Raw genomic sequence first — 13,492 nt, 5'->3', positions numbered from 1 at the left:
GTTATGCAACGCATTGCAATCAATGAGCGTCCCGACTGGCGCGAAAAAGCCACGGAATATGGCTTTCGTTTTCACACCATGCACGGCGAGCCCTACTGGTGCGAAGATGCCTACTACCAGTTCACGCTGGCGCAGATCGATAAGCTGGAAGCGACCACGGCGGAGCTGCACCAGATGTGTCTGCAGGTGGTGGAGAAAGTAGTGGCCAGCGAGCAGCTGCTGGAAAAATTTCGCATTCCGAAGCACACCTGGGATTTCGTGCGCGACTCATGGAAACAGCGCCAGCCGTCGCTCTACTCACGCCTCGATCTCGCCTGGGATGGTCAGGGCGACGCTAAGCTGCTGGAGAACAATGCGGACACGCCGACCTCGCTTTACGAAGCGGCCTTCTTTCAGTGGATCTGGCTGGAAGATCAGCTCAACGCCGGTCAGCTGCCGCCGGGCAGCGATCAGTTCAACAGCCTGCAGGAGAAGCTAATCGAGCGATTCGCCGCGTTGCATCAGCAGCACGGCTTTCAGTGGCTGCACTTCGCCTGCTGTCGCGATACCGAAGAGGATCGCGGCACGGTGCAGTATTTGCAGGACTGCGCCACCGAAGCGGGTTTGCCGAGTGAATTCCTCTATATCGACGAGATCGGTCTCGGCGACAAGGGCCAGTTCACCGACGTGCAGGATCAGGTGATCAGCAACCTGTTCAAGCTCTATCCATGGGAGTTTATGCTGCGCGAGATCTTCTCTACCAAGCTGGCGGATGCGGGCGTGCGCTGGCTGGAGCCAGCCTGGAAAAGCATCGTCTCCAACAAGGCGCTGCTGCCGATGCTGTGGCAGATGTTCCCCGGTCACCCTAACCTGCTGCCCGCTTATTTCGCCGAAGACAACGTGCCGCACATGGATAAATATGTGGTGAAGCCGCTCTTCTCGCGCGAAGGTGCCAATATTCGCATCGTGGAAAAGGGTCAGGAGATTGCGCGCGTCGACGGGCCTTACGGCGAAGAGGGCATGATCGTGCAGCAGTTCTGCCCGCTGCCGAAGTTCGGCGACAGCTACACGCTGATCGGCAGCTGGCTGATAGACGATCAGCCGGCCGGTATCGGCCTGCGCGAGGATCGCGACCTGATCACTCAGGATCTTTCGCGCTTCTATCCCCACGCTTTCGTCGAATAAACAGAGCGGGCCGCCTCGGCCCGCCTTCGCTTAGCCTACCTGCACCGACAGCATGCTGATAGCGCCCATCTCAAGGCCCTCTACCGGCACGGTTACCGGCTCGTCAGCCTGACGCGCGCCCAGCACATAGAGCAGCGGCAGATAGTGTTCCGGCGTCGGGTTCGACAGCGCCGCGTCCGGATGCTGCATAAAGTTTACCAGCGGATGCGTCTCAGTGGCGCCCTGATAGTCCAGGTTATCCCGTACGAACTGATTAAAGCGCTGCGCCCAGGGCCAGGCCTCCGCCGTTTCGTCCCAGCGCACCTTGCGCAGGTTATGCACCACGTTGCCGCTGGCCACGATCATCACGCCGCTGTCGCGCAGCGCCGCCAGCTTTTTGCCCTGCTCAAAATGCCAGGCGGGCGGCTGCGTCGCATCAATGCTTAGCTGCACGACCGGAATATCGGCGTCTGGATACATCTTGATCAGTACGCCCCAGGAGCCGTGATCGAACCCCCACTCGTGGTCGAAGCGCACCGGCGTCGGCGCGAGCGCATCGGCGATCTCCTGCGCCAGCGCGGGCGAGCCCGGCGCCGGATAGCGCGTGTCAAACAGCGCCTGCGGGAAGCCGCCGAAGTCGTGAATAGTGCGCGGATCTTCCATCGCCGTTACCGCCGTGCCGCGCGTGTACCAGTGCGCCGATACGGCGATGATGGCGCGCGGGCGCGGCAGCCTCTCGCCTGCCTGACGCCAGGCCTGGGTGTAGCGGTTCTCTTCCAGCACGTTCATCGGGCTGCCGTGACCTAAAAACAGCGCAGGCATCGTCTGTTGCATTGTTCATCCTCACTCATTTTCAATGGGACAACCATACTCCCTTTAACAGCGCCGGAAACGCGCATAAGCATGATGAAGAGCATCAGTGAATTTGAATAACTTTTGGCCGACACTTCTTTACCAAAAATAACTCGACCTTCCGTAGGGTTATCGCTAATTTTATGCGAATGATTATCATTAAGGAGAATGCGATGTCGGTTCCTTTGCTGCTTACCATTCTGGCTGGCGGCGCTACGTTTATCGGCGCACTGGTCGGCGTGCTGGGTCAGAAGCCCTCTAACCGCATGCTGGCGTTCGCGCTCGGCTTCGCCGCCGGCATCATGCTGCTGATTTCGCTAATGGAGATGTTGCCGACCGCGCTGCGTACCGAGGGGATATCGCCGATTCTTGGATACGGCATGTTTATGCTGGGCCTGATCGGCTATTTCGCGCTGGATCGCCTGCTGCCGCATCAGCATCCGCAGGATTTGATGACGGCGCAGCGCCATCCGGCGAAGCTGCGACGCACGGCGATCCTGCTGACGCTGGGCATCAGCCTGCATAACTTTCCTGAAGGCGTCGCCACCTTTGTCACCGCCAGCAGCGATATGGAGCTGGGGCTGGGCATCGCGCTGGCGGTGGCAATCCACAACATTCCCGAAGGTCTGGCGGTAGCCGGTCCGATGTACGCCGCGACCGGCTCGAAAAGCAAAGCGCTGTTCTGGGCCTGCGTCTCCGGCATGGCGGAGATCCTCGGCGGGCTGCTGGCGTTTGCGCTGCTCGGCCCGATGATGTCGCCGGTGGCGATCGCCGCAGTGATGGCGGCCGTCGCCGGTATTATGGTGGCGCTGTCGGTGGATGAGCTGATGCCGCTGGCGCGCGAGATCGATCCCCATAACAACCCGAGTTACGGCGTGTTGTGCGGCATGACGGTGATGGGTGCAAGCCTTGCGCTGCTGCAGGTAAGCGAGCTGGGCTGAGCGCCCTGGCTACAAACAAAACGGGCCGCTAAGCGGCCCGTTTTTCGTTGGTCAGCAGCGCAGCTTAGCTGGCCTGACGCGTCTCATGCGCGCGGCGATACGCCACCAGGTCTTCAATGGTGACGACCGGCATATTGTTCGCTTTGGCAAAGGTGATAGCTTCCGGCGCGTGCGCCATGGTGCCGTCGTCATTGGTCAGTTCACACAGTACGCCCGCTGGCTTAAAGCCCGCCAGCGTCACCAGATCGATGGTCGCTTCGGTATGACCACCGCGTGACAATACGCCGCCGTCGCGCGCGCGCAGCGGGAAGACGTGGCCAGGACGATTAAGATCGCTCGGCCTGGCGTTATCGGCAATCGCCGCGCGAATGGTGGTGATGCGATCTTGTGCGGATACGCCGGTGGTAACCCCTTCGGCAGCCTCAATGGTCACGGTAAAACCGGTGCCGTAGGCGCTGGTGTTGGTCTCCACCATCATCGGCAGCTCAAGCTGCTGACGGCGTTCTTCGGTCAGGCAAAGGCAGACAATGCCGCTGCCGTGACGAATGGTCAGCGCCATCTGCTCAACGGTCATGGTTTCCGCAGCGAAGATCATATCGCCTTCGTTTTCACGGTCTTCGTCGTCGAGCACCATCACGCCGCGTCCCTCACGGAGCGCAGCAACTGCACGTTCTACACGCTGTTCCGGCGTGCCAAATTCAGAAAGAAGCGTCTGATTCATGGTAATAAAACCTTATAAAATATATGAGTTACCAGAATCAGGGCGAGCTTAGGAGTGATGTCATCAAGACATGGCAATAACGCGAAGCGGGCGTAGCCCGGCAGATGTCGTTACCCTCTCCCATCCGGACTTTAACCGTCGGCCCCGGAATTACACCGGATCTGCTGACCTTCCCGTTACCGGGAAGCGCTCGCGGGCTTTCAGCTCACGCTGATTTACCGCCGGTGGGGAATTTCGCCCCGCCCTGAGAATAAGCAAAATCACTATAGCGCCATTCAACTGGTCGGGCAATCAACAAAACCGCAAATGCTTTTGCATTTCAGGCTGTAGATAAGGCTCAACAGCGGCAGACAGGGTCCGAAGAGCAAAGCGTCTCGCGTCAGGGACAAAAACGCAGGGAGCGTTTTTGAACAACGCAGCGCGTTGGCCCGGCGACGGGCGCACCTCAAGGATGAGGGGCGTATTTACGCGAGCCGAGCGGGCAAGGATGCCGGGTTTTGCGTCTTTGCGATCGGGCCCTGTCTGCCGCCTGGCGCATTATTCATCACCGCGTACGTTTTGCATTTCCTGCCGTGTCGATTTCGGGTTTAACCTTTTCGTTTCAGGCATTACACTTATCCATTATCAGGATCCACCCCCTGCTGTCCCCAGCAACACGAAACCAGGAAATCATCATGATCGACACGAAAAAAATTGAACAACTTGCGCGTCAGGTGCACGAGGCGATGCCGAAAGGGATTCGTGAATTTGGCGACGATGTCGAAAAGAAAATTCGCCAGGTTCTGCAGGCGCAGCTGACGCGTATGGATTTGGTCAATCGCGAAGAGTTCGATGTGCAGACGCAGGTGCTGCTGCGCACTCGTGAAAAGCTGGCTGCGCTGGAGCAGCGTCTGGCGCAGCTGGAAAGCCATCAGCCTTCCGCGCCCGCTCCGGCGGTCGTGACGCCCGATCCGGCAGGCAAGATCGACACCCCGCAGTAAGCTTTACGGCGGGCGCGATGCGCCCGCCCGCATTACTACTCGCCGCGAATGGTTTTAATAATGTTGGTGGTAGAGATGCCATCCTCAAAATTCAGCACGCGCACGTCGCCGCCGTTGGCCCACACCTCTTTGCTGCCCGCGATATCTTCCGGCTTGTAATCGCCGCCTTTTACCAGCAGATCCGGCAACACGCTGGCGATCAAGCGCTGCGGCGTATCCTCTTCAAACGCCACCACCCAGTCCACCGCCTCCAGCGCGCCGAGCACAATCATGCGATTGATCAGCGGATTTACCGGTCGGCTGCTGCCTTTCAGGCGCTTGGTTGAGGCGTCGCTGTTGACCGCCACAATCAGGCGGTCGCCCAGCTTGCGCGCATTGGCCAGGTAAGAGACGTGGCCCGCGTGCAGAATATCGAATACGCCGTTGGTCATCACGACTTTCTCGCCGCGCTTGCGCGCCTGCTCGACCGCGATTTTAAGCTGCGCTTCATTCATGATGCCAAAGCCCTCTTCGGGACGCGCATGAATGGCGTTTTCCAGCTCGACCGGACTGACGGTTGAGGTGCCCAGCTTGCCGACCACGACGCCCGCCGCCGCGTTCGCCATAAAGCAGGCATCTTCAAGGGCGTCGCCCGCCGCCAGCGTCGCCGCCAGCACGCCGATGACCGTATCGCCCGCGCCGGTCACGTCGAACACTTCCTGCGCCTGCGTCGGCAGATGCAGCGGCGCTTTGCCAGGCTGCAGCAGCGTCATGCCGTTTTCGGAGCGCGTCACCAGCAGCGCGGAGAGCTCATAATCCGCCACCAGCTGCATGCCACGGCTGACGATCTCCTCTTCGTTTTTACATTTGCCGACCACCGCTTCGAACTCTGACAGGTTAGGCGTCAGCAGCGTCGCGCCGCGATAGCGCTCAAAGTCGGTGCCTTTGGGGTCGATCAGCACCGGCACGTTCGCCTCGCGCGCCAGGCGAATCATGGTCTGCACGCTGGCGAGCGCCCCTTTTGCATAGTCGGAGAGCACCAGCGCGCCGGCGGTCGCCAGCGACTGACGCAGCCGCTGATGGATCGGCTCGGGATCGACCTGCTCGAACCCCTCTTCAAAATCGAGGCGCAGCAGCTGCTGGTTGCGCGACAGCACGCGCAGTTTGGTGATGGTGGGATGGGTTTTGACCGCCACGAAGTCACAGCGAACGTTAACGTTTTTCAGCGTTTCGCTCAGCACGCGCGCCGCGTCATCTTCGCCGGTTAAGCCAATCAGCTGCGAGGCGGCGCCCAGCGCTGCAATGTTCATCGCCACGTTTGCCGCGCCGCCGGGACGCTCTTCGATAGCGTCCACTTTTACCACCGGCACCGGCGCTTCAGGAGAGATACGGCTGGTTGGGCCATACCAGTAGCGATCCAACATCACATCGCCTACGACCAGTACCGAAGCACGGTCGAACGCGGGCAAAGTAACTTTCATTCCAGACACTCCAGACTGCAGTAAAAATAGTGCGCGGATGATAGCACAGATGCGATCTGCGCTATCAACAGGCGCTTTATGGTGCGCGCGGCAGCGCCAGCCAGCGCTGCCAGCTCGCCATCACGGTTTGTCGCTCGGTGGTGAAGGCGTCCGGCTCAACGTGGCCGGGCAGCTCCTGCAGCGCCAGATGGTGCAGCGCGTCCCGCAGCGTCACGTAGGCATGCGTCAACGCCTGCGCCTCCTCCTCCGGCATTTTGTCGTAGCGCGCCGCCAGTTCGAAAATGCGCACGTTATCGGACCAGCGCGTCAGTCCGGGCTGCTCGGCGGCCCAGGCTAAGACAAAATATTGTGCAATGAATTCAATATCGGTAATGCCGCCCTCATCGGTTTTGATCTCCCAGCGCCCTTTGTGCCTGTTGCTGAGGTGCGCGCGCATTTTTTCGCGCATCTCGCGCACCTCTTTTTGCAGCGTCTCCGGCGCGCGCGGCAGGCAGAGAATGGCGCGGCGAATAGCGTTAAAGCGCCCTGCAAGCGTCTCATCGCCAAACACCACGCGGGCGCGCACCAGCGCCTGATGCTCCCAGGTCCAGGCCTCGTGGCGCTGATATTCGTCAAAGGCGTCAAAGGTGCTGACCAGCATGCCTGCGGCACCGGAAGGCCGCAGTCGTGCGTCCACTTCGTAGAGGATCCCGGAGGCGGTGCGCGTGCTGAAGAGATGCATAATGCGCTGCGCCAGCCGCAGATAGAACTGACGGCCGTCGATGCTGCGCTCGCCATCGGTAACCGTCTCTGCCGGACAGTCGTGCAGAAACACCAGGTCGAGATCGGAGCTGTAGCCCAGCTCCCAGCCGCCCAGCTTGCCGTAGCCCAGCACCGCGAAGCCGCGCTCGGCCTCGTTTTTAAGATGCTGCGGCCGGCCATAGCGCTGCACCATCATCTGCCAAGCCTGCTGCACCACCGATTCGATAATAGCTTCCGCCAGCCATGTTAAGTGATCGCTCACTTTCATGACCGGCAGCGTACCGGCGATATCCGCTGCCGCAATGCGCAGCAGCTGCGCCTGTTTGAACTGGCGTACCGCCTCCAGCTGCTGCTCTTCATCATCGACCGGGATGCGCATCAGATACTGGCGCAGCTCGTCGCGATAGGCGTCGGTGGCGGTCGGCTGATAGAGCGTGGCGGGATCGAGCAGCTCATCCAGCAGCAGCGGATAGCGCGCCAGCTGGCTGGCGATCATCGGCGACGCCGCGCACAGGCGGATCAGGTGCCGCAGGGCGCCGTGATATTCGGTAAGAAGCTCCAGATAGGTGCTGCGCGTGAGCACGCCCAGCAGTAGCGGAACAAGGCGGCTGAAGGTGACCGCGGCGTCGTCGCGCGGGCAGACCTCGCTCAGCAGCCGCGGCATCAGCTGGTCGATCGCCAGCCGTCCACGCGGTCCGATGGTGCGGCGGCTGAGGTCCTGGCGAAAATCGTCCAGCGCGCGATGCAGCGCCCGGCGCTGTTCATCGTCAAGCTGCGGCACCAGCGGCGCCAGCTCGGCATCTTCGAGCGAGTCCTGCCACATGCTGCTGAACTCCAGCAGCTCCGGCTGATCGCCGATCTCGGGAATATCTTCGCCGATTAGCTCGTCAAAAATGGCGCGCACCGCCGCCATATGGGTTCCAAGCTGCGCCGTCAGCGCGGGCCAGCTCTCGGCGTTCATCGCCCAGGCGAGCCGCACGCGGTTAAGCGCATCGCCCGGCAGCGTCTGGGTCTGTTCATCATTAAGGCTTTGCAGCAGATTCTCCAGACGACGCAGGAAGAGGTAAGCGTCGCGCAGCGTTGCGACCTGCTCCGCCGTCAGCAGCCCCAGCTCGCCGATGGCGGCAAGCGTCGGCAGCAGGGAACGCAGCTGTAGCGAGCGCTCACGTCCGCCGCGTATCAGCTGAAAGACCTGCACGATAAATTCGGTTTCGCGAATGCCGCCCGCGCCCAGCTTGATATTGTTGGTTAGCCCGCGCCGCCGCACTTCGCGAGCGATCATGCTTTTCATATTGCGCAGCGACTGGATCACGCTGAAGTCAATATAGCGGCGATAGATAAAGGGGCGCAGCATCTGCTGTAGCTCCTGGCTCCAGCGATCCTGATCGTCGCCCATCAGGCGCGCCTTGACCATCGCATAGCGCTCCCAGTCGCGGCCCTGCTCCTGATAGTAATCCTCCAGCGCCGCGAAGCTCAGCACCAGCGGGCCGCTGTCGCCGAAAGGGCGCAGCCGCATATCGACGCGGTAGACGAAGCCGTCCATGGTGGGCTGATCCAGCACCTTGATCAGCCGCTGCCCCATGCGCGTAAAGAACTGCGCGTTATCCAGCTCGCGTCGTCCGCCGCGCGTCGCGCCATTTTCTGGCCAGGCGAAGATAAGGTCGATATCGGATGAGAAGTTAAGTTCGCCGCCGCCCAGTTTGCCCATGCCAAGGATCAGCATCGGCTGCGGCTCGCCCGCGCTGTTGCAGGGCGTGCCGAAATCCTGACAGCACGCCTGGTAAACCCAGTCGCGCGCCCGCCCGATCAGCACTTCAGCCAGCACGCTAAGCTGCTGCAGGCTCTGTTCGGTGCTGGCTTCGCCCAGACACTGCATCCAGGCGATCCGTACCAGCATGCGACGGCGAAACAGCCGCAGCGCGCGCATCAGCGCCGCCTCGCTCTCTACCGCGGTGAGATCGTCATCCAGCCAGCGCGCGTAGTGCTGCCACTCCTCCGGCTGCGGCGCCTGCTGCTGGATCGCCAGCCACCATTCCGGGTGACGCTGCAGGCTCTCGGCGATGAAATCACTGAACGCCAGCGCGGCACGCTGCGCGTCGGTTAAGGCGTCGGCGGCGACGCCAAGGCGCTCGGCCACGCTGGCCGCCTGCGCCTGTAATTCCGCGGGTAACTCTAACAACGTCTTTTCTCCCTGATGGGTCAGATCATCGTGGCGCGCTGCTGTTGAGCCAGAAGGCTGGCTGGCGGCTCGCCTGATTCGCCAGCGATCTCAGCCAGTGCTCCTGGTTTTGCGCAATAGACTGCTGCAGCTGCTGCCACGGCGCCAGCCAGACGGAAACGGCTTCCGCCGGATAGGCGCCAGCCAGCAGATGCACCGCCAGCAGCTGACGCGACAGGCGCGTCGCCTTGTCGTGATACTCATTCAGCTGCTGCACGTCGCTAAAAGTCTCTTTGAGATCGGCTGCGATGCGGCTCAGCATGATGTCGCTGAAACGCTTGAAGGAGCCGTCGAGCTTCGCCTGGCTTTTTGCATCGATCCAGCGCCGCCACTGCGACTCCACTAGCCAGTGAGTAAGTGCTAACTGGGTTTCAACGGAGAGCGGCGAGAAGCTCAGCGCCTGTACATCCTTAACCGGCTCGGCGAGGGTCTCTTCCAGCGTCGTGAGCTTCTGGCGCAGCTCGCTGCTCGCCTTGCGCGGCACCAGCGCGCCAAACAGCGAGAAAGCCTGACGCAGCGCTTCCAGCGCCTCAACCACGCTGCGCTGCGCATCGGCGTCGCCGCGCAGCCAGACCTCTTCGTGATATTGCCAGTGGCTCAGGGCGCTCGACATCGCGGTCACCATCCCCTCTTCCACCGTCGCTTTCGGTGCGGCCTTCAGCAGCGGGAAGGGGCGCAGCGGTCGCGGCGGATTGCCCTGCGCCAGCTGATAGCCGCGCGCCGCTTTGCTCAGGCTGCCCAGACGCAGGCCGCCGATGGCGACCAGCTCGCGGGCGAAGGTCATCATGTCGCCGCGCTGGCCGCTTTTCAGCTCCAGCTCAACCTCAAACAGATCTTCGCTCAGCGTCTCCGTGGCCACCGTACCGCGATCGAAGGCCACTTCCACTTCGCTTTCGCCGACCTGAACCAGCCAGGTTTCGCGCTGAAAATGGGTGCTAAAGAGCGGTTGCAGGCGCTGCTGCAGCGCGGCGACGTCGGTGCCCTGCGGCCAGACCTCGGCGGGCAGCCGGGCAATATCGAGCTTCGCCTCCGGCAAATCGATGTTATATTCCGCGCGCTGATGCAGGCCGCCGAGCGTTTTCCCGGCGCTCTTCAGCGTCATTTCATGGTGTCCGTCAACGCCGCGAATACGCAGGCCCATATCCCAGCGGCGCAGCTGGTTGTCATCCGTTTCAAAATAGGTGTTGATTAACGCCCGCGCGGCCTGATGCTGGTGCGGGTAAGCGGCGAGCGCCTGCGCCAGCTTGCTGGCGACGTCAGGCGTGGCAATGAACTTTAATTCAATTTCGATGGTCATAATTTTTTATTTAATACGCTGCTGGCACTTACGAGGGTTATCTGGCGAAGAGTAATGCACTGAAGGCGGGCTGTCTCGGCTTTCTTTGCGCTTTCGCTACCCTTTTCGCAGGGAAATGAGACCAGGATAGTTCTCATTCAGATTTATGCGAGGCGGTTCCAGACTGTGCCGGTAAATTTACAGACCCCCAAGCTAAAACGACATCGAATGAAAAAAATTGTAATCGCAGGCCTTACCTTGCTGGCTATCAGCACGCTCGCACCAGCCCATGCAGATGAAAAACGCTATATCTCCGACGAATTATCCACCTGGATTCGCAGCGGACCGGGCGATCAGTATCGCCTGCTCGGCAAGCTCAACGCGGGCGAAGAAGTGCAGCTGGTGCAGACCAACAACGATACCAACTACGGCCAGATCCGCGATTCGGAAGGCCGTACCGCCTGGATCCCGCTGTCGCAGCTTAGCGCCGAACCGAGCCTGCGCACCCGCGTGCCGCAGCTGGAGCAGCAGGTCAAAGATCTGACGGCAAAGCTGGGCAATATCGACAACAGCTGGAACCAGCGCACCGCCGAGATGCAGAACAAGGTCGCCAATAGCGACAGCGTCATCAACGGCCTGAAACAAGAGAACCAGAAGCTGAAAAACGAGCTGATCGTGGCGCAGAAAAAAGTCAACGCCGCCAACGTTCAGCTGGATGACAAGCAGCGCACCATCATTATGCAGTGGTTTATGTATGGCGGCGGCGTGCTGGGCGTCGGGCTGCTGCTGGGGCTGGTGCTGCCGCATATGGTGCCGCGCCGTAAGAAAAAAGATCGCTGGATGAATTAATTTTCCTGCGTTTTGCGTTTCATACGCCAGGGCATCCTTTGATGCCCTTTTCGTCATGCCTGCAATCTGGCCATTGTGTGCAACAATAGAGCAACAAGCGCGCTGAATGTTTCGCGGCGGATGTGCCGTCCGGCGCGCCTTTTTATTATCTCTGGAGTTGTTGAGTGAAGACGTATTTAGTAGGCGGCGCCGTTCGCGATGCGCTGTTAAAACTGCCGGTCAAAGACCGGGACTGGGTGGTAGTCGGCGCGACGCCGGAGTCGATGCTGGCGCAGGGTTTTCAGCAGGTCGGCCGCGATTTTCCGGTCTTTCTGCATCCGCAAAGCCGTGAAGAATACGCGCTGGCGCGTACCGAACGGAAAAGCGGCAACGGCTACACCGGCTTCGTCACCTGGTCCGCACCCGACGTGACGCTGGAGCAGGATCTGCAACGCCGCGATCTGACTATCAATGCCATCGCGCAGCGGGAAAACGGCGAGCTGATCGATCCCTTTCACGGCGAACGCGATCTGCAGGCGCGCCTGCTGCGCCACGTTTCCGACGCCTTTAACGAGGATCCGCTGCGCGTGCTGCGCGTGGCGCGCTTTGCCGCGCGCTTCGCTCACCTTAACTTTCGCATTGCCGATGAGACCCAGGCGCTGATGCGCCAGATGGCGGCCAGCGGCGAGCTGAGCCATCTCACCGCCGAGCGCGTCTGGAAGGAGACAGAGAAGGCGCTGACGTCGTGCAATCCGCAGGTCTATTTCCAGACGCTGCGCGACTGCGGCGCGCTTGAGGTGCTGTTTCCCGAGCTTGACAGGCTCTACGGCATTCCTGCGCCAGCGAGGTGGCATCCGGAGATCGATACCGGCGTGCATACCCTGATGACGCTGACGATGGCGGCGTCGCTGTCGGACGAGATCGACGTGCGTTTCGCCACGCTGTTTCACGACGTCGGCAAGGCGCTGACGCCGCCGGAGAAGTGGCCGAGCCATCACGGCCACGGCGCCGCGGGCGTGCCGCTGGTGGAGGCGATCTGCCAGCGCCTGCGCGTGCCCAACGCTATTCGCGACCTGGCGCTGATCGTCACGGAATTCCATGACGTGGTGCATACCATCGAACGTCAGTCAGCGGACGCTTTAGTGGCACTGTTCGACCGCATCGACGCCTGGCGCAAGCCGCATCGGGTTGAGCAAATCGCGCTGACCAGCGAGGCGGACGCGCGCGGTCGCGCTGGCCTTGAGAGCCTGCCCTATCCGCAGGGCGATTATCTGCGTCAGGCGTTCGCGCTGGCGCAGTCAGTGCCGACCAAAGCGGTTATCGAGGCGGGGTTCAAAGGGGCGGAGGTGAGAGAGGAGTTAACGCGGCGGCGTATCGCTGCCGTGGCGCAGGGCATTGCGGTGATGCGGCCAGCCTGATTGCTGGCCGCGCAGGCGTTACATAAAGATGGCGTAGACCGCTGCCGCCACAATAAAGCGGTAGATGGCGAAAGAGACAAACGAGATACGTTTAATCAGCTCCAGGAAGGCCTTGATCGCAATCAGCGCCACGACGAAGGCGGTGACGAAGCCGACGGCAAACATCGGGAAATCGTTCATCGTCAGGAAGCCGATGCTTTTATAGAGATCGAGGACGGTGGCGCCCATCATCATCGGCACGGCGAGGATAAACGAGAACTCCGACGCCGCGTAGCGGCTGACGCCCATCAGCATGCCGCCGGAAATGGTGGCGCCGGAGCGAGAGAAGCCCGGCCAGAGCGCGAGACACTGGAAGCAGCCGATCATAAAGGCCTGCCGATAGGTGATGTCGTCAATGCCTACCGCTTTCGGCTGTTTCGGCTTCAGGTATTCCGCAGCCAGCAGCAGCACGCCGCCGACCACCAGCGCGTACATAACGTTAATGGGATTAAACAGCGTTTTAATCTGGTCATGCAGCAGCAGCCCGATGACCACCGCGGGGATCATGCCCAGCAGGATATGGATCAGCGTCAGATGGCCGCGTCCTACCCCTTCATGCTTCACTTCACCGAAGTGAATGCCGATCAAACCAAACAGACGACGCCAGAACATCACCACGACGGCGAGGATCGATCCGAGCTGAATGACCACTTCAAAAGTTTCGGCTTTATCGCCTTCGAACCCCAGCAGGTGGCCGACAATAATCATGTGCCCCGTGGAGGAGACCGGCAAAAACTCCGTCAGCCCCTCCACGATGCCCAGGATTGCAGCCACCCAAAGCTGATGAATATCTGCCATCACATTTTCCTTATATCCGTTTCAAACCCATTAAAAAGGCGGTCGCGCGTCTGCTTCCGCCTGAAATTTTACCATCG

At 60.9% G+C, this 13,492-nt stretch carries 11 protein-coding genes and 1 riboswitch; of the genes, 5 read left to right on the top strand and 6 right to left on the bottom strand.

Going from position 1 to position 13,492, the window contains the following annotated elements; all coding sequences use genetic code 11:
* The first annotated feature begins 3 nt into the window (after positions 1-3).
* A complete protein-coding gene (locus ACR6A7_RS12670) occupies positions 4-1,164 on the top strand; it encodes a glutathionylspermidine synthase family protein (RefSeq protein ID WP_434125186.1) in 1,161 nt (386 codons plus the stop codon).
* A 30-nt stretch (positions 1,165-1,194) separates the two neighbouring features.
* On the opposite strand, the gene ygiD is transcribed toward ACR6A7_RS12670, so the two are convergent.
* Entirely contained in the window at positions 1,195-1,977 is a 783-nt protein-coding gene (gene ygiD / locus ACR6A7_RS12665) for a 4,5-DOPA-extradiol-dioxygenase (RefSeq protein WP_434125185.1), read from the bottom strand.
* 191 nt (positions 1,978-2,168) lie between these two features.
* Here ygiD and zupT point away from each other — a divergent pair, with 191 nt between their 5' ends.
* Complete coding sequence (gene zupT / locus ACR6A7_RS12660) at positions 2,169-2,936, top strand: zinc transporter ZupT (RefSeq protein WP_434125183.1); 768 nt, start codon at positions 2,169-2,171, stop codon at positions 2,934-2,936.
* 64 nt (positions 2,937-3,000) lie between these two features.
* Here the strand turns inward: zupT and ribB are convergent, their stop codons facing one another.
* A complete protein-coding gene (ribB, locus tag ACR6A7_RS12655; RefSeq protein WP_434125182.1) occupies positions 3,001-3,657 on the bottom strand; it encodes a 3,4-dihydroxy-2-butanone-4-phosphate synthase in 657 nt (218 codons plus the stop codon).
* Between the two features lie 108 nt (positions 3,658-3,765).
* Positions 3,766-3,913, bottom strand: a riboswitch (FMN riboswitch).
* 418 nt (positions 3,914-4,331) lie between these two features.
* On the opposite strand from ribB, the gene ubiK reads away from it, so the two are divergent.
* Entirely contained in the window at positions 4,332-4,637 is a 306-nt protein-coding gene (gene ubiK / locus ACR6A7_RS12650) for a ubiquinone biosynthesis accessory factor UbiK (RefSeq protein ID WP_033752486.1), read from the top strand.
* Positions 4,638-4,672: 35 nt separating this feature from the next.
* Here ubiK and hldE read toward each other — a convergent pair whose 3' ends face one another.
* From hldE to ACR6A7_RS12635, 3 genes are all read right to left on the bottom strand, one after another.
* On the bottom strand, positions 4,673-6,097 hold the full coding sequence (gene hldE / locus ACR6A7_RS12645) for a bifunctional D-glycero-beta-D-manno-heptose-7-phosphate kinase/D-glycero-beta-D-manno-heptose 1-phosphate adenylyltransferase HldE (RefSeq protein ID WP_434125180.1): 1,425 nt from the start codon (positions 6,095-6,097) through the stop codon (positions 4,673-4,675).
* Positions 6,098-6,173: 76 nt separating this feature from the next.
* Positions 6,174-9,017, bottom strand: a complete 2,844-nt coding sequence (gene glnE, locus ACR6A7_RS12640) for a bifunctional [glutamate--ammonia ligase]-adenylyl-L-tyrosine phosphorylase/[glutamate--ammonia-ligase] adenylyltransferase (protein WP_434125179.1) — start codon at positions 9,015-9,017, stop codon at positions 6,174-6,176.
* A 25-nt stretch (positions 9,018-9,042) separates the two neighbouring features.
* Positions 9,043-10,353 (bottom strand): CYTH domain-containing protein, encoded by a 1,311-nt coding sequence (locus tag ACR6A7_RS12635; protein ID WP_434125178.1) that lies wholly within the window; start codon positions 10,351-10,353, stop codon positions 9,043-9,045.
* A gap of 207 nt (positions 10,354-10,560) precedes the next feature.
* On the opposite strand from ACR6A7_RS12635, the gene ACR6A7_RS12630 reads away from it, so the two are divergent.
* Together ACR6A7_RS12630 and ACR6A7_RS12625 are read left to right on the top strand one after the other, a co-directional pair.
* Entirely contained in the window at positions 10,561-11,181 is a 621-nt protein-coding gene (locus ACR6A7_RS12630; protein WP_434125177.1) for a TIGR04211 family SH3 domain-containing protein, read from the top strand.
* 164 nt (positions 11,182-11,345) lie between these two features.
* On the top strand, positions 11,346-12,578 hold the full coding sequence (locus tag ACR6A7_RS12625; RefSeq protein ID WP_434125176.1) for a multifunctional CCA addition/repair protein: 1,233 nt from the start codon (positions 11,346-11,348) through the stop codon (positions 12,576-12,578).
* An 18-nt stretch (positions 12,579-12,596) separates the two neighbouring features.
* Here ACR6A7_RS12625 and bacA read toward each other — a convergent pair whose 3' ends face one another.
* On the bottom strand, positions 12,597-13,415 hold the full coding sequence (gene bacA, locus ACR6A7_RS12620) for an undecaprenyl-diphosphate phosphatase (protein ID WP_434125175.1): 819 nt from the start codon (positions 13,413-13,415) through the stop codon (positions 12,597-12,599).
* Positions 13,416-13,492: the final 77 nt, after the last annotated feature.

It is taken from the genome of Pantoea phyllosphaerae, assembly GCF_051025595.1.
In the GTDB taxonomy this organism is placed as follows: Bacteria; Pseudomonadota; Gammaproteobacteria; order Enterobacterales; family Enterobacteriaceae; genus Pantoea.
The sequence above is the reverse complement of the archived record's forward strand: the minus strand, read 5'-3'. Positions and strand labels throughout refer to the sequence as shown.